Source organism: Streptomyces sp. NPDC047853 (assembly GCF_043204535.1).
In the GTDB taxonomy this organism is placed as follows: Bacteria; Actinomycetota; Actinomycetes; order Streptomycetales; family Streptomycetaceae; genus Streptomyces.
The window spans coordinates 312712-332990 of sequence record NZ_JBIDCI010000003.1; the positions used below are offsets into that span (position 1 = coordinate 312712).

General features: G+C 69.0%; 16 protein-coding genes. 3 read left to right on the forward strand and 13 right to left on the reverse strand.

What is annotated here, in order from left to right:
- Positions 1-5: 5 nt before the first annotated feature.
- The gene (locus ACGF5T_RS08335; RefSeq protein WP_366766662.1) at positions 6-617 is read right to left on the reverse strand and encodes a nucleotide exchange factor GrpE; all 612 of its coding nucleotides are present in this window, start codon (positions 615-617) and stop codon (positions 6-8) included.
- A gap of 8 nt (positions 618-625) precedes the next feature.
- Positions 626-2521 (reverse strand): molecular chaperone DnaK, encoded by a 1896-nt coding sequence (gene dnaK, locus ACGF5T_RS08340; RefSeq protein ID WP_366766661.1) that lies wholly within the window; start codon positions 2519-2521, stop codon positions 626-628.
- Positions 2522-2841: 320 nt separating this feature from the next.
- On the opposite strand from dnaK, the gene ACGF5T_RS08345 reads away from it, so the two are divergent.
- Complete coding sequence (locus ACGF5T_RS08345) at positions 2842-4623, forward strand: helix-turn-helix domain-containing protein (protein ID WP_366766660.1); 1782 nt, start codon at positions 2842-2844, stop codon at positions 4621-4623.
- Between the two features lie 35 nt (positions 4624-4658).
- Here the strand turns inward: ACGF5T_RS08345 and ACGF5T_RS08350 are convergent, their stop codons facing one another.
- Together ACGF5T_RS08350 and ACGF5T_RS08355 are read right to left on the reverse strand one after the other, a co-directional pair.
- Positions 4659-6872 (reverse strand): FUSC family protein, encoded by a 2214-nt coding sequence (locus tag ACGF5T_RS08350; protein WP_366766659.1) that lies wholly within the window; start codon positions 6870-6872, stop codon positions 4659-4661.
- Between the two features lie 132 nt (positions 6873-7004).
- Entirely contained in the window at positions 7005-8123 is a 1119-nt protein-coding gene (locus ACGF5T_RS08355) for a hypothetical protein (RefSeq protein WP_366766658.1), read from the reverse strand.
- A gap of 376 nt (positions 8124-8499) precedes the next feature.
- On the opposite strand from ACGF5T_RS08355, the gene ACGF5T_RS08360 reads away from it, so the two are divergent.
- The gene (locus tag ACGF5T_RS08360; protein WP_087808829.1) at positions 8500-8949 is read left to right on the forward strand and encodes a DUF1931 family protein; all 450 of its coding nucleotides are present in this window, start codon (positions 8500-8502) and stop codon (positions 8947-8949) included.
- A 542-nt stretch (positions 8950-9491) separates the two neighbouring features.
- Here ACGF5T_RS08360 and ACGF5T_RS08365 read toward each other — a convergent pair.
- Positions 9492-10034, reverse strand: coding sequence for a flavoprotein (locus tag ACGF5T_RS08365; protein ID WP_366766657.1), 543 nt, complete (start codon positions 10032-10034; stop codon positions 9492-9494).
- A complete protein-coding gene (locus ACGF5T_RS08370) occupies positions 10031-11245 on the reverse strand; it encodes a helix-turn-helix transcriptional regulator (protein ID WP_366766656.1) in 1215 nt (404 codons plus the stop codon). The genes ACGF5T_RS08365 and ACGF5T_RS08370 overlap by 4 nt, the downstream gene beginning before the upstream one ends.
- A 71-nt stretch (positions 11246-11316) precedes the next feature.
- Between ACGF5T_RS08370 and ACGF5T_RS08375 the strand changes: the two genes are divergently transcribed.
- On the forward strand, positions 11317-11982 hold the full coding sequence (locus ACGF5T_RS08375; protein ID WP_392887229.1) for a hypothetical protein: 666 nt from the start codon (positions 11317-11319) through the stop codon (positions 11980-11982).
- Positions 11983-12411: 429 nt separating this feature from the next.
- Here ACGF5T_RS08375 and ACGF5T_RS08380 read toward each other — a convergent pair whose 3' ends face one another.
- The 7 genes from ACGF5T_RS08380 to mobC form a co-directional block, all read right to left on the reverse strand.
- On the reverse strand, positions 12412-12756 hold the full coding sequence (locus ACGF5T_RS08380; protein ID WP_366766654.1) for a helix-turn-helix domain-containing protein: 345 nt from the start codon (positions 12754-12756) through the stop codon (positions 12412-12414).
- Between the two features lie 175 nt (positions 12757-12931).
- Positions 12932-14023, reverse strand: coding sequence for a tartrate dehydrogenase (locus ACGF5T_RS08385; protein ID WP_366766653.1), 1092 nt, complete (start codon positions 14021-14023; stop codon positions 12932-12934).
- Between the two features lie 109 nt (positions 14024-14132).
- A complete protein-coding gene (locus ACGF5T_RS08390; protein ID WP_366766652.1) occupies positions 14133-15053 on the reverse strand; it encodes a LysR family transcriptional regulator in 921 nt (306 codons plus the stop codon).
- A 51-nt stretch (positions 15054-15104) separates the two neighbouring features.
- The gene (locus ACGF5T_RS08395) at positions 15105-16244 is read right to left on the reverse strand and encodes a glycerate kinase (protein ID WP_366766651.1); all 1140 of its coding nucleotides are present in this window, start codon (positions 16242-16244) and stop codon (positions 15105-15107) included.
- Positions 16244-17566 carry a C4-dicarboxylate transporter DctA gene (gene dctA / locus ACGF5T_RS08400; protein ID WP_366766650.1) on the reverse strand — a complete coding sequence of 441 codons (1323 nt, stop codon included), beginning with the start codon at positions 17564-17566 and terminating at the stop codon, positions 16244-16246. Before dctA ends, ACGF5T_RS08395 begins: the two co-directional genes overlap by 1 nt.
- Positions 17567-17906: 340 nt before the next feature.
- Positions 17907-19598: a relaxase/mobilization nuclease domain-containing protein gene (locus ACGF5T_RS08405; RefSeq protein WP_366766649.1), complete on the reverse strand. Its 1692-nt coding sequence runs from the start codon at positions 19596-19598 to the stop codon at positions 17907-17909.
- Entirely contained in the window at positions 19595-20113 is a 519-nt protein-coding gene (gene mobC, locus ACGF5T_RS08410; protein WP_366766648.1) for a plasmid mobilization relaxosome protein MobC, read from the reverse strand. Before mobC ends, ACGF5T_RS08405 begins: the two co-directional genes overlap by 4 nt.
- Positions 20114-20279: the final 166 nt, after the last annotated feature.

The window sequence follows — 20279 nt, forward strand, 5'->3', positions numbered from 1 at the left end:
ACCCGTCACTCCCGCTTCGCGACCGTCACGGCGGCGGGCCTGAGCTGCGTCTCACCGTCGCCGTAGCCGGGGCGCAGCACCTCGACGACGGTGCCCGGTGCGGCGTCGGGGTCCTGGACGACGCCGACGACCTCGTGCCGGGCCGGGTCGAAGGCGACACCGATCTCCGCGTGCCGCGGGTAGCCCAGCAGTTCGAGGACGTTCACCGCCTGGTCCCGGACCGCCCGGATGCCCTCCACGATCGCGCCGGGGGCGGTACCGGCGTGGTTCAGGGCGAGTTCGAGGTTGTCGATGACGGGGAGGATAGCCGCTGCGGTGCGGGACCGTTCCGCGGCCCGTTCCCGTTCCAGCTCCCTGGCGTGGCGCTTGCGGAGGTTGTCGAGGTCGGCGAGCGCGCGCCGCCAGCGGTCTTCGAGTTCCTGGACCGCGGTCGCATATTCGTCGTCGGCGGGCTCGGGGCCGGCGGTGTCGGGTTCCGATTCGTCGTGCGCTGCTTCCGGTCCAGGCGGTGGCGGGTCCGGTCGCGGCACATCCCCGTGAGGCGGACGTTCGGCTTCCGGCGCCGGCTCGGCCGGGTCCGACGCGGCGCGGTCGGGTTCGTTCGGGTGGGTGGGCATGGCGTGCCTCAGTCCTTGTCGAACTCGGCGTCGATGACGTCGTCGTCACCGCCACCGGCGGGACCACCGTCGGCGGTGTCTTGGCCGGGCCCGCCCGCGGCGGTGGCGCTCTGCTGGGCAGCCGTCAGCCCGGCCAGCACCTGCTGGAGTTCGGAGGTCAGCGGCCGTACGCGCTCCACGCCCGCCTCTTCCTTGACCGCCGCCCGAGCGTCGGACACGAGCATCTCGGCGCGTGCCTTCTCGTGCGCCGGGGCGGTGTCGCCCAGTTCGGCGAGGCGCTTCTCGACCTGGTAGGCGACGGCGTCCAGCTCGTTGCGGGCGTCGACGGCTTCGCGGAGTGCCTGGTCCTCGCCCTGGTTGCGCTCGGCTTCCTGGACCATCCGTTCGACCTCACTGCGGTCCAGGTTCGAACTCTCGCTGATGGTGATGCCCTGTTCCTTGCCGGTGTCCCGGTCGCGGGCCTTGACCTCGAGGATGCCGTTGGCGTCGATGTCGAAGGTGACCTCGATCTGCGGTTCGCCCCGCGGCGCCTGCCGGATGTCGGTGAGCTGGAACCGGCCCAGCACCCGGTTGTCGGCGGCCCGCTCGCGCTCGCCCTGGAGGACCACCACGTCGACGGCCGGCTGGTTGTCCTCGGCGGTGGAGAAGGTCTCGCTGCGGCGTACCGGGATGGTGGTGTTCCGTTCGATGATCTTCGTCATCACGCCGCCACGTGTCTCCACCCCGAGCGACAGGGGCGTGACGTCGAGCAGCAGGACGTCCTTGACCTCGCCCTTGAGCACCCCGGCCTGGATCGCGGCGCCCAGGGCCACGACCTCGTCGGGGTTGACGCTCATGTTGGGATCCTTGCCGCCGGTCAGCCGGCGCACGAGCGACTGGACGGCGGGGATACGGGTGGAACCGCCGACGAGGATGACCTCGTCGATGTCGCTCTCGCCGACCTTGGCATCGGCCATGGCCTGCTGGACGGGCCCCAGGCACCGCTCCACCAGGTCGCTGGTGATCTGCTCGAACGTGGAGCGCATCACCGAGTCGGTGAGGTGCTTGGGACCCGAGGCGTCGGCGGTGATGAACGGCAGGCTGACCTGCGTCTGCGTCACCGAACTCAGCTCGGTCTTGGCCTTCTCCGCCGCCTCGAAAAGCCGCTGCAGCGCCTGCGGGTCCTTGCGCAGATCGACGCCGTTCTCCTTCTGGAAGTCGTCCGCGAGGTGATCCACCAGACGCCGGTCGAAGTCGTCACCGCCCAGGTGGCTGTCGCCGGCGGTGGACCGTACCTCCACCACGCCGTCGCCCACGTCGAGAATGCTCACGTCGAAGGTGCCGCCGCCCAGGTCGAAGACCAGCACCGTCTCGTGCTGCTTCTTGTCCATGCCGTACGCGAGGGCGGCCGCCGTCGGCTCGTTGATGATCCGCAGCACCTCCAGTCCGGCGATCCGTCCGGCGTCCTTGGTGGCGGTGCGCTGCGCGTCGTTGAAGTAGGCCGGCACCGTGATGACCGCCTCCGTCACCCGCTCGCCCAGCTGCTTGGAAGCGTCGTCGGCGAGTTTGCGCAGCACCTGCGCGCTGATCTCCTCAGGCGCGTACAGCTTGTCGCCCACCTTGAAGCGGGCCGCCCCGCCGTCGCCCTCGACGACGTCGTACGCCACCGCTCTGGCCTCGTCCGAGATCTCGTCGAAGTGCCGGCCGATGAACCTCTTGGCCGAGTAGATGGTGCCTTTGGGGTTGAGAATCGCCTGGCGACGGGCCAGCTGGCCCACCAGGCGCTCACCGCTGTCCGTGAAGGCCACCACGGATGGTGTGGTGCGGTTGCCCTCGTTGTTGGGCACGACGGACGGCTCGCCGCCCTCCCACACGGCGATCACCGAGTTGGTGGTGCCCAGATCGATGCCCACTGCCTTGGCCATGAGGATCTCCTCCTGCTCTGGCGGCCCGCGCCGACTCTCCGGATCGCGTGGGTTCACTTACGACCGGAACCTCCTGGCCTGCAGGGCGGGCTCCTCGGGCATCGCCCAGCTCTTGCCGCCGGTGTGGACGGAGGTTCTCGGACACACCCCAGGGTGGTGAGACGAGAAGGAGCACGCCTGCTCCTGGCGAGTCGAGATTGCCCGCGGCCGTTCGCACCGTCGGCACAAGACGGTGCAAGTCGTGTATCTCGAATGAGTCGGCTTGTGGACGGGTACCCGTCAGCTCGTCCACCGACGGCTCGGGCGGACGGAGCCATCCCATGGCCGGCAGCCGGGTGCAGGATCCGTACTCCAGCGGCCCCGACCGGGAGAACGATCTCCCACGGGGCGGCGCCGGGCTGGCTCCCGCGGCCGCCCCGGCGACGGGCCGGCCACCATCGGCCGGCCAGTTCGACCGTGCCCTCAACGACCTGGCGGCGCTCTCCTACGCTCTGCTCGACACCCTGGACGAAGCTGAGATCCTCGGGCTGGCCATGGCCCACGTGGAGGCCGTAGGGGCCTACAGAGCCGAGGCCGGATTCGTCGAAAGGGGTGGTGATCTGTTTCCGGCTCCGGCCAACGGACGGAATCACGCCTCGGCGGTGGACCAGAGAGTGCGGGAGCTGGCCGGCCAGGACGGGCCGGTGACCGTACCCGACAGGCCCTGGGGCCGCGCCCTCGGGCTGCACGGGCTGGAGCGACTCCACGGTTACCTTGTGGTGACGTCCGATTCCGAGCCCACCGAGGCAGAACGATTCCTGCTGGCCACGCTCGTCCGGCACACCGCCGCCGCTCTCTCGCTCGCTTTTGCACACCGCCGCCTGCGTGACCAGGCGGTGGAGCTCCACCGGGTGAGGGAGGAACGCACCGCCCTTCAGCGACAGCTCATCTCGGTCGTGGCCGAGCAGCGGTACCAGCGGGCCGTTCACACGCTCATCACCGACGTCGCCGCCGCGGGCGGCGGAGAGGAAGCCGTCACGCGGGCACTCCACGGTCTCACCGGACTCCCCGCGCTGGTCGAGGACCGTTTCGGCCGGTTGAGGTCCTGGAGCGGCCCCAGCCGGCCCGACCCCTATCCGGAACCGGACCCCGTGCGTCAGGACGAGATGCTGCACGCCGTCGCACGGGAGGCCGGGCCGGTACGGATAGAGGACCGGCTGCTCACGCTGGTCCGCCCGCACGGCGAGATCCTGGGCGTGCTCGCCCTGATCGATGCCGGAGGCGAGGCGGACGAGCACACCGTGCTCGCGCTGGAACACGCCGCCACGTCACTCGCCCTTGAGCTGGCGCACCTGCGCAATCTTGCCGAAGTCGAGCTGGGACTGCGCCGCGAGCTGGCCGACGACCTCCTGGCCGGGACGGACACGGCGAGCGCCTACGCCCGGTCCGAGGCGATCGGCCACGACCTGCACCGCAGCCACTACATCGTCGTGGTGCAGTGGTCGAAGCGCACCGTGGACGACTCCTTCGCGGAGACCGTGGGCCGGGCGGCCACCGCCCAGGGCATGCGCTCGCTGCTGACCCGGCGCTCCGATCAGGTGGTCCTGGTCGCCGACGCCAGACCGCGCGCCCGCGCGCTGTACGAGGCGCTCGCCGTGGAGACGGGGACCCGTTCAGGGGTCATCGGGGTGAGCGCCCCGTGCGACTCCCCGAACGGCATCCCCCGGGGTTACCAGGAGGCGCAGCGTGCCCTGGAGGTGCGCCGCCACTCCCGCGAGGGCCACGGCACGACGTTCTTCGACGAGCTCGGCCTCTACCGCATCCTCGGCCCCGGCAACGACTACCAGCAGTTGGAGGCGTTCGTCCACGAGTGGATCGGGCAGCTCATCGACTACGACTCCCGGCACCACGCGACCATGGTGGACACCCTGACCCGGTACTTCGACTGCGGCGGCAACTACGACGAGACCGCCGCGTCCCTCGCGATCCACCGAAGCACGCTGCGCTATCGGCTGCAGCGAATCCGTGACATCAGCGGCAACGACCTCGCGAACGTCGAGGACCGGCTCAACCTCCAGGTGGCGACCCGCGTATGGAAGATCGTGCTGGGCGGAGCCGGCTGACTCGGGAGACGCCGCGCTCCTCGACGCCGAAACCCTCACCCACCCCCGCGAGCGGGCGTTGATCCGTCACCCTCCGAAGCCAGAGCCGCCCGCACCCGTTGCTCCTCGCGAGCAGAGCCGACGTCCCGCTCCAGGGGTGTGCGGCTCACGGCTGTCGCGAGGTTGTCCAGGGCCTTCTTCTGCAGTTCCGCACCGCGTCGCAGGACCGGGCTGCGGTCCCCGGCGGCACCCTCCCAGGTGTCGAGCACCTCCGCCACGCGCCCCCAGTCCGGGTTCCTGTGCTCGCGCATGTCTTCTGCCGCCTGGGCGGTATTCGCTTCCAGAGCCTCGGCGAACCTCTCCACCTCGGGGGCAGGACGACTGTCGGCCCCCGGGAGGTGGCTCTCCATGAGCATCGTCGCTCGGTCGAACCCCTTGAGCGCCTCCTGCGCCTCCTCCGCCTCGCGGGATGTCAGGCCCCTGGGGCGGACGGGTTCTTGCCTCGCCTGGTCATAGGCTTCCTGCCAGGCGGCACGTGCCTCCCGGCTCGCCAGCAGGGCCCCGCGCATGTCGGCGCGATGCTCCCGGGTCGGTTCGGCGTAGCCGCGGAGCACCGCGGCCGCGTAGCGGCCGTTTGCGGCGAGCCAGTCCGCGAGCCGACCCGGGAGCCGGGGAGTCTCCCACGCGGGGAACACCACGTACGCCAGCATCGCCAGGGCCCCGCCGAGCAGGGTGAGCACCACCCGCTCCGGGACCGTCTGCTCCCACGCGTGGCCCCCCATGCCGAGCAGGAAGACGACGTACGCGGCGGTGAAGCACTGGGAATACGCGTAGCCGGTACGGAGCAGCGTGTACGACAGGGCCGCCGATACCACCGCGAGCGCGCCGAACACATGGGCGTCCGGGCCAAGGGCCCGCACCATCCCGGTGGCGAGGGCCACGCCCGCCAGGGTGCCGGCGAGGCGGCCCACCGCACGGGCGTACGTCCGGTGGAAGTCCGGCCGCATGACCATGACCGAGGCGATGGGCGCCCAATACCCGTGGCCCACCGGCAGCGGGGAAGCGATGAGATAGCCGAGCGTGGCCACCGCCGCCAGGCGGACGGCGTGCCGGAACACGGGTGAGTCGCGGCGCAGCTCACGGCGGACCGCCCGGACGACAACCGGGAGCAGCCGGAACAAGGTCGGGCGCACCAGGAACTGAGCGCTCGCGGGACCGGATGACGCAGGCGCCTTCTCGTGCGCGCCAACGCCCCCGGCGACCTCCAACGTCTCGGCGAGCAGCTTCACGAGCTCTTCGGCGGCCTGCCGGGCATGGCCCTCCAGCACCTCGCCCTGCCCGGCCTGCCGGGCATGGCCCTCCCGCACCTCGCCCTGCCCGTCGAGGCTCAGGACGTCCGCGCTGCGGGGCGGAACCTCGATGGAAGTGCCGCGGCGGATCGAACGCGCGGCCGCGTCCAGCACCTCGGCGGCCGCATTGAGCATCTCCCGTACGCGGTCCCGCCCGGGTCCCTCCGCCGGGGCGCCGACGTCCGGGTCGGCGAGCGCGGCGACGACCGGCACGATGCGCTCGGCGAGGCCCCGGGGGCCGTGGAGGACGGGGGGCCGGGTGCGGGCCTGCGACGGCGTCACGGCGGCCGCGTCCCGGGCCGTCATCAGGGGCTCCGGGTCGAACGGGGCAGCCGGGTCGTCATGCAGCCGACGGGCATAGTCGGCCACGGCGGCCAGCGCGTCGGCGAGCGCGTCGCGATGCGCCCCCCACCGCCGGATCGGGAACAGCAGGATCAACACGGCCTGCGCCACGCCTCCGAGCGCGATGACGCCGGCGTGTTCCAGGGCGAGCCCGACGCTCGTGGGCAGGGTGACGGTCACCAACATGCTGCCGACCGTCGTCGCCGCGACGATCCCAGCGGTCGATCCGAGGGCCCACGCCATCCCTGCGGCAAAGGCCCATACGGCCAGCAGCGGGAGGAAAGTCGCGAGCCGCCCCGCCGCCAGGTAGCCCACGAAGGTACTCAGCGCCAGGCCCGCCCCCGCGCCGAGCGCGATCACCTTGCGCGGACGCCAGGTGCGCTGGAAGGTGGCCGTACCCGCGGAGAAGGCCCCGAGGGCGGCGGACGCGGCGAACGCGGGCGAGACCAGCCACAGCGCGGGCCCGACGACCAGCGCCACCCCCGCAGCCGTGCGCAGCGCGAGCAGAGGCTCCAGCCGGGTCTCCTCGATCGTGAGCCCGGATCGCGCGACCTCCCCGAAGGTCCGAAGCCACCTCACGGCGTGAGCCCGGCCGGAACGCCCTGCCGGGGCTCGACGGCTTGGTCGAGGTGGACCACCCGGGCGGGCGAGACTGCCGCAGGGCCCAAGAACGACCACCGGTCGGCGACGTATGTCCGACTCGGACCCCGGCTAGTCATCGTGGGCGCCCTGGAGCCTGTGGCGACGTTCCTGTTCGCGCTTGGAGTAGGCGGCTGCACGGATGGCCTCGTCGCTCTCCAAGCCCGATCCCAGCGCGCCCCCCACGGTGGCGACCGACGCGACGAACCAGGACAGCGTCAGGTACTCCGTGGCGTGCAGCGGGGATCGCGTCATGGAAGCGAACACCTGGTCGTTGAGGATGAACAGGGCCCACACCAAGTTGATGGCCATCAGACCCACGTAGCAGACGAGAGCCCCGATACCCACGGTCACGACCGTCGAGGCGTTGTAGAGCCTGGCCCTCTGCCTCGCCTCCGGTGAGCCTTCTGTTGATCGATGCCACAGTTCTCCGTCCACGATCAGCCAGCCGATCATGAGCCCGACGGACCCGACCATGGCGATCACGAGGCGCGGTGCGCTCAGGGCCTCGGCAAGGCTCCAGGTGGTGGAGTCGAGGGTGGCGATGGCCCCGGTGGCGAGTGCGGCGGCCAGGGCTTTCGACAAGCCCGTCACCAACCGCCACGGCCGGTTGGCGCGGACCATACCGACGAGTACCCGCAGGTAACCACGCGGTCCGCTGACGACGTACCGGAGATCGTCGGCTTCCGTCTCACCGATCGGGCCCGGATGAACAGGCTCGAGACGATCGTCTGGAGGCGGGGACGGCTGACCTAGCGGAAGTCCTTCGACCGCCGTGGTCTGGGGACCCGCCAGGCCGAGCACGGCTTCTTCGACGGCCCGCCGGGCCCTCGAATGCAGCCGCAGGCCCCCCAGCGAAGGAAGAGAGAGCAGCGCCAAGCCGTGCTCGTGATTCAGATCCACAGCGAGCCTGCGACCGTGGGCGTGCAGCGGAAGGTCGGTGAGGGCCACGACGATGTCCCAGTCCTCCGCACTCCCGCGGTCCATGATCCGGCGCATCAAGGTGGGCGGGTCCTCCGTCCCCGAGGTGAACGGCTCACTGACCACCTCGACGACGAAACGCCGCCCCTGGCCCGCCTTGTCGGCGAGCCGAGTGGAAAGTGTCCGGGCCATGCGCTGCGCGATCTCCGTCGGCGTGTACGGATCCGCCAGAAGAGCCACGACCGTAACGCCGTGAGACGACACCCGCATGACAGGAACCTCCTCGTCGGCCGCCCCGCGACCCCAAGTTCCCGCAGACGCGTCCGGGGTAACGCCGACGCCGCCTGCTCCTGCCGGCCGTACGACCGGCCTGCGCAGGCGACAGCGCTGGACCCCGCCCGGTGTCGTAACGGCTGGTGGGCGGGATGAACCGCGTCAGCCGGCCCCGGCTGCTGCCCACCCGGCTCTCCCGCCCCGCACGTCCGTCCGACAACCCCGGCGATCGGGAGGCATGGACCTGGCAGGGCGAGACAACGAGCCTGATTCGGCCCGGCATGCGCATGCGTTCACGCGCTCCCGTCGGCCAGGCTGGCTGGACAGCCCACGGGCCGGGAATCAGCCGTCCCCCGCAGCCGGAGGTTGCGTCATGACAGTGATGTCCATCGCCAGATTCGAGAGGTTCTTTCGCGCGGCCGCAGGGCTGAACGTCGACAAGAACGATCTCAAGCGCTACAGCGACTTCGTCGACGCCAAGCTCTACGATCTGCTGACCGTCGCCCAGGCCACGGCCAAGGCCAACGGGCGCGACATCATCCGTACCTGTGACCTGCCGATCACGAAGGGCTTGCAGGAGAGCATTCACCGCTTCCGGAAGATCGATCAGGAGGTGGAGATCAAACCGATCCTGGAGCAGCTCGCCACCCATCCCGCTCTGGACCGCACGCCCGATGAGGAGACCGAGGCGGCCTATCCCGACATCGTGGGCGGCCTCAGCCTCGCCCTTGGCCAGAGCTTCAAGATCCTCCACCCCGACCTGAAGAACCCCCAGACCCAGCACTGGGACGAGGCCCGAGCCGTCTTCGACCTCCTGCTGTGAGCGGCGACCGGAACAGGCGGCGCGGGCCACGGCCGGGACTGCCCGTGGTCCTTGACCGGTACCGCCGAGGCGACGGCTTGGCGGAGTACGTTGTCCGGCTGGCGCCGTGTTGCCGTACGTGAACTCCGCCCAGGCCGGGCCTCGCCGGCCAGGGAGCGATGGGGCCGACCGCTACCGCGGGGAGTAAGCGCTGGCGGTGCTTGCCTCGGGCTGTTGCCGCCGTATCTGGGGCAGGACCCGCCCAGCCAGGGGAAACCCCAGCTCAGGGCCACACCGAGCAGTACGGCCCGTGTGCCGCCTCGTGCGGCCGATATGAGACGTCCTGCCACTTGTGCAGCGAATGGGAGTGGCGGGGCGCTGACCTGGTGTTTCCCGGCGATATGGGCGCTGAACAGCGAGAACTACTCTCGGTAGTTCTCACTGGTCGGCGTCTTTTACCAGGCTCATGTGCCCTGGATGTGCCCTCCTGGAAACCTGTCGGCGCGATAGTCGAGTCAGGGGGCAGTTGTGGTCGGCCGTGGAGCCTGACGCCGTGTCCGGGTTCAGGCGTCGGTCCGGCATCGCACGCCGGCGAGTGCCTTCCCCCAGGGATATGCCTTCGGGTCCCCCTGCTTCGGAGGGTGCGATTCGTACCCGTCCGGGCCGTCGAGGACGAGAACGCCTTGAGCGCGGAGCGTGGCGACCGATCGCGCCACTGCCGGCTGCGCGCCTTGTGCCTGGTTGAAGTAGGGCATCGCAACCACCGGCACGCCCATGTTGACCGCCTCAGAGGGGATGCCGATCGCCAGGGTGTCGCTGATCCCGGCCCCCCACTTGTTCAGCGTGGTGCACGACATCGGGGCCACCAGCATCGCGTCCGCCTTGGGCAACTGGTCTTTTTCCCAAGGCAGCTTGTACTGCGATCGCACCGGGTGCCCCGTGAGGTCGACGAGTTCCTGCAAACGAGGCTCCCACCAGTGCACGGCGGACGGCGTGAGGATCAGGCACACGTCCCAGCCGTCCGCCCGGGCGGCGCGCACGCCGTCGTCGATGTACTGGGTGGGACCCGCCGCACAGGCGATCAGATACAGAACCGGCTTCGTCATGCGCGCAGTCCACAGCGCTCAGCCAGTGCACGCAACTGGCCACCGGGTCGCGCGGTTGCGCCGACGACGTCCTTGACCAGGTCCACCGTGTCCGGCCTGCCCCGCACCTCTTCGGGTGCCAGCTTCTCCGCCGCAAGTAGCGCTGCTGCCGCATTGTCCTTGCGCCTTGTCAAGAGCGAAGCGCGTGCCATCGCCACACAGTGCCCGGCCCGGCGTTCCCGGGTCATCCTGGCCAGGGCCTCCGGGACGATGCTGTCGGCGGCTTCCAGCGCCGACCAGCCGTTCTCGAAACGGACCAGCATGTCCACGCGGTGCAGTCCGACGTTGGTCGGGCCGAACATGGTCCAGTCCATGTTGAGGTCCGTGCCCTGCTGCTCGGCGACGTCTGCGGCCTCGTCGACGAAGACGGTGGCCGCCCGTACGCGTGCGGTGGTGCGCTCTTGTGAGGATGCCGCCAGGGCTGCTGACAGATACAGCATGCCGAGGGTCGACAGCCCCAGCGGCCCACGCTCGGTCAGTCCGTCGGCGAGACGCCGGGCGGTGACCGTCGCGAACTCGGCAGCCGTCTCCGCCCGCTGCTGGTATACCAGGCTCTTCACCACCCGCCGGGCTGCGGCCCCTAGCTGGACCGGGTCACCGGATCGTTCTGCTGCGGTGAGCGCTCGGTCCGCGGCGAGGGAAGCCTGGACCGCAGTCGGGTGCCCGTACTTGTGCAGATATGACGCCACCAGCTGATAGACGCGGGAGAGCACTGCATGAGCCTCGGACTGCGCGCCGACGGGAGCACTGTGTGCTGCCTGCTCGGCCCCGACGATCAGTGGCGGCAGCTCGCGCGCGAGCGTGGCGTAGTGGCATGCCTGGAACGCTTCGCAGCAGTAGCCCAGCCGTCGCTGGATTACGGCCAGGACGGGCGGATGGGTGGAGTCGGAGTTCTTGTACAGGGCGTCGAAGACACCGAGAACGTCGGCGGGAGGGGAGCTGTCGGCGGACGGCTCGGGTCGACTGTCGGTCAACAACTGCTCCAGGGAGATGCGGAGGACGTCTGCCGCGCGCATCAATACCGACAGGCGGGGATCCTGCTGTCGCTTGCCGCCTTCGATGTCCTGCACCCAACGCTTCGTCTGGCCCATGAGCTGTCCGAAGTCGGTCTGGGTGAAGCCGCGTCGATCACGCCAGTAGGCGATACGGCGGCCGATGCCAGAAGTGTCCATGACGCGCTCCCGAGCCGAGGCACGCACTTTGCGTGCTTCCGTCTGTTGTACCGCCTCCTACCGTCGCCTGTGTGAGACGGATCACCGCCACTGTGGAGGCCCCAGTCATGCCGAGCGACCTTGAGCGCAGCAATGAGTCCCAGCCCGCCCTTCACTCTGTCGAGGCAGAGCCCGGTGTGCTCGTGCACACCAGCAGTGTTCGGCGGCTGGCCGCCGAGCACTGGATGCTGTCCACTCATCCGACTCCGCGTCGCGCCCGCCTGGAGTGGCAGGAACACGGAGTGGCCGTGCTGCCACTGGGCACTCTCTTCTCCGCGGTCAGGGTCCCCGGCCGCCTCGTCCAGGCCGTTGCTGCGAGCACGGACCTGGCCGACATCGACGCAGTCCTTGACGAGGTCCTCGACGGCCCCGTCATCTGCGATGTACGCGGCCCCCGCTACTACGCGCTGGTCCCAGCCGGCGTGCCGCGAACGTACCGGCAGGCCGTCGAGGACTGGCAGGCACAGGAAGTGGAGTGCCTGGGGCGTGGCGCGTATCTTGGCGTCCCGCGGCTGGACATGGCCGATTACCCGGAGAAAGGCACTCGTTCGTACTGGTCGGTGCCGATGGAGTCCGCAGCCGTCCTGTGTAAGCCGCTCGCTGTCGCGCGCCTGATCGCGGCGGGGGTGCATGAACTGGCCGAGAACCCGGGGGTACGGTCGGCGGACGCGTCACTCACCCCACAGCGGAGCGTGTAGCAGTGCTCACCGCTGACCCTTGCCGCCGTTTTCGGTCTGCCGCCTCCGCCTCCGTCGGCACTTTCTGGGGAAGCCGCCCTTCTCCAGATTTTGATGGGTCTCATGAGACATTGAGGTTCCCCGAGATGCGGGGAATGGTGACAGGGCGCTCGGCATATCTGGTCGTGTGCTGAGCTTCGCAGTGGCGGCGGAAGCATACGAATCGTGCCGACTGGTCATGGTCACCGTGTCCCCTCCTGACGAGTCCATGCTTGCCGAACTGCGCAAGCAGGTGCCGACGAACGGCAGACCGGCGCGGGCTGCGCCCGAGGACTCGCGACCGGCTGGGCATGGGGGCAGGAGCGCAGCATTGCTCGTCGGTCAGTTCGGTGAGGGCGGAGCAGCCCTCGGCAACCACAGAGTCGCCGAGGCCCGTTCGTGGTTGATCACCTAGCGGTCTTCGGCCGCCGGTGAAACCTCTGCTAATGCCGGCCCGCCCAAGGGGCCTCTTCCTTGGTGCTCTGCCGGGCGGCCTGATCCCTCATGCAGGTCGTGCCGCTTTGTTACCAGCGACCCCAACTCGGATATCACAGCACCGAGTCGGTACAGGTTCGCCTCTCGTTCCAGCAGGCCCAGCCGCGTCAGTTCGCGGCATAGACGGAACGTCGTTGTCATGGGCAGCCCGCTCTGTGCTGCCAGTTCCGTCAGTCGAAAAGGATCTCCGTCACAGCGGTAGCAGTTGAGGATACTGATCGCCTTGTCGAGCATGTTGTTCGGAGAACCGTGCTGCTTCATGTCCCTCCCCTCGATCGATCGCTGCGATCACGCGTCGGTTTCCACATGGCTGTGCCGGGCTCCCTGGGGCTGGAAGCCCGGCACAGTTCGTGCCCGCTGCACGACGGCTGCCGCGGTCTGTTGGCATGAGCAGTCGGCCGAGACGCGTGAAGCGGACGTGCGGGGGAATGCGGATCTAGCTGTTCAGCGCATCGATGAGGGCCTTGACGACTTCCTCGGTGGTGGCGGTGCCGCCGACGTCGCGGGTGAGGATGCCGGCGCCTGTGGTCGTCTCGATGGCCTTGTTGAGGCGGGCGGCCTGGTCGGGGAGACCGAAGTGCTCCAGCATCAAGGCGGCGCTACCGACGGCTCCGACGGGGTTGGCCAGGCCCTGTCCGGCGATGTCCGGCGCGGAACCGTGCACGGGCTCGAACATGCTGGGGAAGCGGCGATCGGGGTTGAGGTTGGCGCTGGCGGCCAGGCCGAGGCTGCCGGCGAGCGCGCTGCCGAGGTCGGAGAGGATGTCGGCGTTGAGGTTGGAGGCGACGACGACGGAGAGGTCCTCGGGATGGAGGACGAACTTGGCGGACATGGCGTCCACGAGCACGCTCTCGGTCTCCACGTCGGGGTAGTCCTGGGCGACGCGCTTGAAGGTGTCGTCCCACAGAACCATGCCGTACTGCTGGGCGTTGCTTTTGGTGACGGAGGAAACCTTGCGGCGGGTGCGGGTACGTGCGAGGTCGAAGGCGAAGCGGATGATGCGTTCGCAGCCGACCTCGGTGAACAGGGCAGACTGAATGGCGACTTCGCCGCCGGGTCCGCGGCCGGAGAGGTTGCGTCCGCCGACGCCGGCGTATTCGCCTTCGCTGTTCTCGCGCACGACGACCCAGTCGAGTTCGGTGTGGTCGGCCTTGCGCAGCGGGCTGGTGATGCCGGGCAGGAAGTGCACGGGGCGGATGTTGGCCCACTGGTCGAAGTTCTGGCAGATCTTCAGCCGCAGGCCCCAGAGACTGATGTGGTCGGGGACGGTGGGCCAGCCGACGGCGCCGAAGTAGATGGCGTCGAAGTCCTTGAGCTGCTCCAGGCCGTCGTCGTCGATCATCTTGCCGGTGCGCTCATAGAAGTCGCAGCCCCAGGGGAAATCTTTCCACTCGAAAGCGAAGGGGTCTGCGGAGGACTGGGAACCGGCGGCCAAGGCGTCGAGTACGGCGCGTCCGGCGGCGACGACCTCTTTGCCTACTCCGTCGGCGGGGATGGCTGCGATGCGGAACGTGCGGGTCTCGGTCACGGGTGCCTCCGGCGGCTCGCTTCGGTGCGGTTGCTCATGAGTCAACACAGTCGTGCGGGGAGGCGTCCAAGACCTGCTTTCGATGCCTTGTATAGGCAGAGCCGATGGGTCAGGCGTCAGGACTGTTGGGGTAGGTGTCCGTGTCACGGCCCTGCGCGAAGGACTCGGTGAGCCCACGGAAGGCGCGTGCGGCGGGGGTGAGATGTGCGGGCAGGCCGACCATCGATACGTGCAGGTGGGCGGTGGGATCCAGGGGCGCGACCACCGCGCCGCAGCGTCGGGCCAACCGGGTCCAGGAGGACGGCAGGACGGCGATGCCCATCCCGGTAATGACCAGGGGCAGGATCGAGGTGCGGTGGTCGACGACGGTCACGATCTCGGTTCCGGTTCCGCCGGTGGTGATGTCGTCGACGATGCTGCGCATCAAGCTGCCGGGGCGGGAGGCGATGAGTTTCTGCCCGGCGAGTTCCTCGGGACGAAGGGTGACGCCGTCCTGAATGGTTCCGCCGGGTGCGGCCACCACGACGTACGGCTGGTTCTCAATGTGCAGGACCCACAGACCGGTAGGTCTGCTGGGCGCCGCGCTGCCCAGCAAACCCAATTCACAGACACCGCTGCGGACGAGCTCGACGACCTCGTCCGGAGTGAAGGCGGCATGCGTGTTCACGGTGACGGACGGGTGCAGCTCGGTGAAGCGGTGGATGAGCGTGGTGAGGGGTTCGATGCCGGGTGAAGGCATCGTGGCCACCTGAACCGTGCCGCCGTGAAGTCCGACGAGTGAAGCGGCGGTGTCCCGGACTGCTGCCATGTCCCGCAGCACACGCCGGCTGGGTTCCAGCAGGTTCGCTCCGGCCTCGCTCAGTACGACTCCGCGGCCCATGCGGTGGAAGAGCGCGACTCCCAGGTCGGCCTCCAGATTGGCCATGGCCTGGGACAGGGAGGGCTGGGCCACGTGAAGAGCCGCGGCGGCTTTGCTGAAGCCGCCGTGTTCCACGATGGCGAGGAAGTACTCCAGCTGCCGGGCGTCCACGGTGCCTCCCTGCTCATGTGCCGGTGGGACACGGGGAGCCTACTTGCCGGTTCACGGCTCGCCGTTGCTGATCCACCGGTCCGCGAGTGTCCGACCGCACCGGCTGAGGAGGTGTGCGGATAGAGCGCTGTCACTCGCGCAGTCCTGATCGGTCAGATCGGTCAGTGCCTGCACGGAACGGAAGTGATTCATTGTCTGTTCGACGGGCAGAGTGCATCGGCCGGCTACGGCATGGACGTCAGTGCCATATCGACGGGCCCGCCGCGCAAGCGCGACCGGCAGCTTGCCGGACAGAGTCTGCTCATCGAGGCTGCCCTCGCCGGTGACGACGAGGGAGCTGTCGGCCAGCAGCTCATCGGCACCGAGCAGGGTGAGGAAATAGTCGGCACCGGAGCACATCCGTCCGCCCAGTAGCATCCCGGCGAAGCCCAGACCGCCGGCCGCGCCGGCACCGGGAGTCTGCGCCAGTCCGAACGCCTCCGCGACGCCCGAGGCTTCCAGCCGCCGTGCAAAGCCGGCGAGCGCGTTGTCCAGATGGCGTGCGTCCTCCGCCGTCGCTCCCTTCTGAGGACCATAGACATGCGCACAGCCCGTCGGACCGAGCAGCGGGTTGTCGACATCGGTGGCGAGAACGAGGTCGATGCCCGCCAGCGCCGCACGGGCTTCGGCGACATCGACGGTGCGCAAGGCGGTGAGTGCGCCGCCGCCCGGCCCGATCGGCGTGCCGTCCTTCTGGCACAGGACAGCGCCGAGCGCTTGGAGCATGCCCGCCCCGCCGTCAGTGGTGGCCACCCCGCCGAGGGCGAGGACGATGGTGTCGGCACCGGCTGCCACGGCGTACTGGATGGCCTGGCCGATACCCCGGCTGGTGGCCGTGAGAGGCGCCTTGAGCCCGCCTGGCAGTACGCCGAGGCCGCAGACGGTGGCTGCTTCGATCAGGACGGTGCGTTCGTGCACCGCGACTGCGGCTCGCAGCGGGCGGCCGGTGGGCCCGGTCACCGCCACCTCTTCGGCGACAAATCGGCCGGAGCAGGCTGCGGCGACGCTTCCCTCACCGCCGTCCGCCAGTGCGAGCCGGCGTACCCGGGCGTACGGGGCGCCTTCGCGCAGTCCGCGTTCCAGCGCATGGGCGACCTCGTCGGCACTCAGGGACCCCTTGAACTTGTCAGGGGCGATCAGCACGGACACCATCAGGACGTCACCTCGGTGCTTTTGGCAGCGGCGGACACCACGGCCGGAGGGGAAGACTTGTCGTCAGCGTCCTCGGGAGCCTCGGCCGAAGTGGGCGGTTCTCCCACTTTCCCTGCCAGGACCGCGCGAGCTCGCACGAGGTCGAGGTTGTTCTCCCATTTCGCCACGAACAAGGTGGCCACGGCGTTGCCGAAGAAGTTCACCAGTGCCCGGCACTCGGACATGAACTTGTCGATGCCGAAGATCAGCATGATGCCGGCGGCCGGAATGTGGCCGACCGTCGACAGAGTCGCCGTGAGTGCGATGAAGCCGCCGCCCGCGACACCCGCCGCCCCCTTGGAGGTCAGCAGCATCACAGCAAGCAGTCCGAGCTGCTGGGTGATGGACAGCGGGGTGTCGGTGGCCTGGGCGATGTAGAGCGAGGCCAGCGACAGATAGATCGCCGCACCGTCGAGGTTGAAGCTGTAGCCGGTGGGCACGACCAGCCCCACCGTGGATCGGTCGACACCCATGAACTGCAGCTTGCGCATCAGGCCCGGCAGAGCGGGCTCGGCCGTCGACGTGCCCAGGACCAGGAAGAACTCTTCCTTGAAGTAGCGGAACAGCTGGAAGATGTTCAGTTTCACAAAGGCGGCGAGCACGCTTCCGAGACCCACTACGACGAACAGGATCGAGGTGGCGTAGAACAGGAGGATCAGCGAGCCGAGGCTGGTCAGCGTGGACAGGCCGAACTTGCCGATCGCGTACGCCATGGCGCCGAACGCGCCGAGCGGGGCGACCTTCATGATGTACGACAAGACCTTGAAGACGACCTCGGTCAGTCGCTGCACGCCGGCGATGATCGGCTCGCCGCTCTTGCCCACCGCCTTCAGAGCGATGCCGAAGACAACGGCCAGGAAGATTACCTGGAGGATGTCACCGTCGACGAACGCGCCGAAGAAGCTGTCAGGGACGATGTGGGTGAGGAACTCCCACCAGTGCTGGTTCTCGCCTTTCGTGATGTATTGGTCGGCGTCGCCGGTCGTCTGCAACTTCGACGGGTCGGCGTGCACACCGTCGCCGAGGCGGAAGACGTTGATGGCGACCAGACCGGTCAGCATCGCGATGATCGTACCCACCTGGAAGTAGGTCAGCGCCTTGACGCCGGTCAGGCCGACTTTCTTCAGATCCGCGACACCGGCTATTCCACCGATGATGGTGAGAAAGACGATCGGGCCGATCAACATCTTCATCGCGGTGATGAAGGTGGTGCCGATCGGCTCCATGGCAGTGGCGAGATCCGGCCACCGCCAGCCCAGTACGATGCCGATCACGATCGCCACAAGCACCTGGACATACAACTGTCGGTACCACGGCTTCGCTGCGGCTGGACCCCTGTCCGGGGTGGTTTCTGGGGTATGCGTCATTGCAGCCTCCCTCATTGCGCGACACCGAGCCCGATCGGCGCGCGCCAGCTCTGCGCCACAGTGAACCGGGACACATGGCAGGGGGTCCACGACCAAAAATCGATGCCCCGCATAGGTACTACCTATGGGTGCTGTTTCGCACGCAACCGTGCCTGAGTCTGGTCGTGCTTGTTCGCCGTGCTGCCTTGTAGCTGTTCGAGTCACCGGGATGGGGCAACTTCAGGTATCTGGAGAACCGAGGAGGTTCCGACGAACGTTAGCGGTGCCGGAAGTCTGTCGCCGCACGACGGTGTCGCGAGGAGGGAGCCGGTCCCGATCGTACGGGTGCGGGAGCTTGGGCGGTCTGTGCTCGGTCGCTGGACGCTTGCCCCGGGGCCAGACGCTGGATACGCCAGGCGAGCGTCCTGGCAGGGGAGCGGGCATCATCCAGCGCTCGCTGGGCGGCAGCCCGCTGGATGAGCGCCCGGGAGGCATGGCCAGTTGTCTCGGCGCGGGCGAGAGCGGCTGCCAGCACCGGCCATGCGACGTCGTTGAGAACCTGCTCGGCGTGGTCCGGCAGGACGGCCCGTACGTGCTGTGCGTAGCTTTCCGCGGTGTGGGCAGATGGCTGGTTCCGGATCAAGGTAGTCAACGGTTGAGTTGCCGCCTGCTGAAAGGCCGCCTGAAGATGGGCCAGGGCCTGGTGAGCGGCGGCAGCCTGTTGGTCGTGCCGACGAGCCCGGTGCCAGCGGGCGGTGGCGATGACGACCAGGACGGCCACGTCGAGGAACATCGCCAGTCCCGTTACGTCTCCGGTGACCGGTGCTGCTCGCAGGGCTCGTACGGCACCGCGCAGGACGCGAGCCTGGTCCTGCTTGGCCCGGACACGGGAGCGAGAGGCGCGTTCGAACGCGCTTGCAGCCTCCAGGAGCTGAATCCGCAGGTGGCCGGGGGCGAGCAGTGGAAGGACGTCGAGAGCCTCACCGAAGGCCGTGATGTGTGCCTGGGCTACGGCGTCGTCGCCACCGTCGAGTTGACGGGGGATGTGTTCGGCCGCAGCGGTGGCCTGGTGCCAGGAGTCCGCCCTGCACGGACCGCTCGATTCGATGGCCGATGGGGCTGCGATTCCGGTGAGGCGTTCCGCGACCTTGGGAAAGGACAGGTCAGGGGCGAGTTGGGAGCCGGAGAACCAGACGGGCTCGCCGGCGGCGTTGGTGTCGCCTTCGACGGCGACCTTGTAACCGCGTATGTCCCCAGAGGGAAAGTGCTGGATGTCGACGACCACACCCTCGACACCGTCGAGAAGGCTGAGGAACTCCTCGGGGCTGGTGGCGATGGACACCAGTTGGCGGACAGTGGTGCGCAAGCGCTCGCGGGAGGTCTTCTGCCGTCCTTGGCGGCGGGCCTTCTCCTGCTCCGCCCGAGTGGGCCGCTTGGCGGCGGTACGGTCGCCGCGCACGACCCGGTGGAGACCGTATTCCTTCTCGATCTCGACGAGTTCGCGGTCGGCGGTGAGGTAGTCGTTCCAGTGGCGAGCGGTGCCCAGGTCGCCGCGGACCTTGGTGGCGGCGATGTGGATGTGGTCGGGGGCGTGACGGACGGCGACCCAGCGGCAGCCGTCCGGGTCGTCTTGTGGCGCGATGCCGGTGGCGGCCATGACGCGGCGGGCTATGTCGGCCCACTCCTCGTCGCTGAGGTGGCGGTCGGTCGTGGCGGTGCGGAGAGAGCAGTGCCAGACGTGGCGCTCGGGTGCTCTGCCGAGTCGGCGGGCTTGCTTGACGCGCAGGTCGAGGTCGGCCACCAGGAGCTTCTTTGTGGCGGTGAAGTCGTCGGTGCGGCCGGGGTCGGGAGCGAAGCCGTCCCAGGAGGCGACGAGGTGGGGGTCGATGTGGTCTTTGGCCTTCTTGGTGTCGAACAGGTAGCGGATCAGACCGGCCGTGTCCTTACCGCTGCTGATCTTGGCGATCACCGGGCTGCCTTGTTGGTGACGGCCTGGTTCGCCGCTGCCGCGATCTCGCTGATGGCAGTACGGACCGCGACCAGGGTGCGTTCGGTCTGGGCGAGGGCGGCGGTATCCCCAGGGTGTGGATGGCCGCCGGAGTTGAGTTTCCGGGCGATTTGGTTGGCGTTGTTGCCGATCTTGGCGATCTGCTCGCGCAGGGCGGTCAGCTCGTCGATGTAGTCGTCCAGCGGAGTGCGCTGGCCGGGTAGGGCGAGATCGCCGTGGATGTGGGCCATGACGACGGCCCCGACGTAATGGGCGCCGGCGATGTTGAGCGACCGGGCTCTGGTGAGGATGGCGGCCTTCTCTTCGACGCTGTAGCGCACGTCGACGCGCTCCTTGCGCTGGGTGTCTTTGCGCTTGCGGCGACGGGCAATGCGGTGCAGGGCGGCGGCTTCGGCGGCGCGCGGCAGCGCGACAGCGGCGGCGTTGGCGCGGTGTTCCCCCTCGGGTGCCCCCTGGCGCCCGAGGGTCTCCGCCACCCCCGGGGCGGAACTCCCGTTGGACCGACCCTTGGACGGTCCAACGGCATACCTTGCTGGCTGGGTGACGCTTGTGGTCATCTCCCGCTGTCCGGCGGGCAGCTCACGTCGGGCTTCGCGCATCGGGGCAGTCCTTACTAGGAGTCGGCGGACGGGATGTGCCTGG

Bases quoted from the DNA above. Each gene is read 5' to 3' on its own strand.
- dnaK (WP_366766661.1), bottom strand. From the start codon at position 2,521: ATGGCCAAGGCAGTGGGCATCGATCTGGGCACCACCAACTCGGTGATC.
- ACGF5T_RS08335 (WP_366766662.1), bottom strand. From the start codon at position 617: ATGCCCACCCACCCGAACGAACCCGACCGCGCCGCGTCGGACCCGGCC.
- ACGF5T_RS08395 (WP_366766651.1), bottom strand. From the start codon at position 16,244: ATGGTGTCCGTGCTGATCGCCCCTGACAAGTTCAAGGGGTCCCTGAGT.
- ACGF5T_RS08360 (WP_087808829.1), top strand. From the start codon at position 8,500: ATGACAGTGATGTCCATCGCCAGATTCGAGAGGTTCTTTCGCGCGGCC.
- ACGF5T_RS08355 (WP_366766658.1), bottom strand. From the start codon at position 8,123: ATGCGGGTGTCGTCTCACGGCGTTACGGTCGTGGCTCTTCTGGCGGAT.
- ACGF5T_RS08380 (WP_366766654.1), bottom strand. From the start codon at position 12,756: ATGAAGCAGCACGGTTCTCCGAACAACATGCTCGACAAGGCGATCAGT.
- ACGF5T_RS08365 (WP_366766657.1), bottom strand. From the start codon at position 10,034: ATGACGAAGCCGGTTCTGTATCTGATCGCCTGTGCGGCGGGTCCCACC.
- ACGF5T_RS08370 (WP_366766656.1), bottom strand. From the start codon at position 11,245: ATGGACACTTCTGGCATCGGCCGCCGTATCGCCTACTGGCGTGATCGA.
- ACGF5T_RS08345 (WP_366766660.1), top strand. From the start codon at position 2,842: ATGGCCGGCAGCCGGGTGCAGGATCCGTACTCCAGCGGCCCCGACCGG.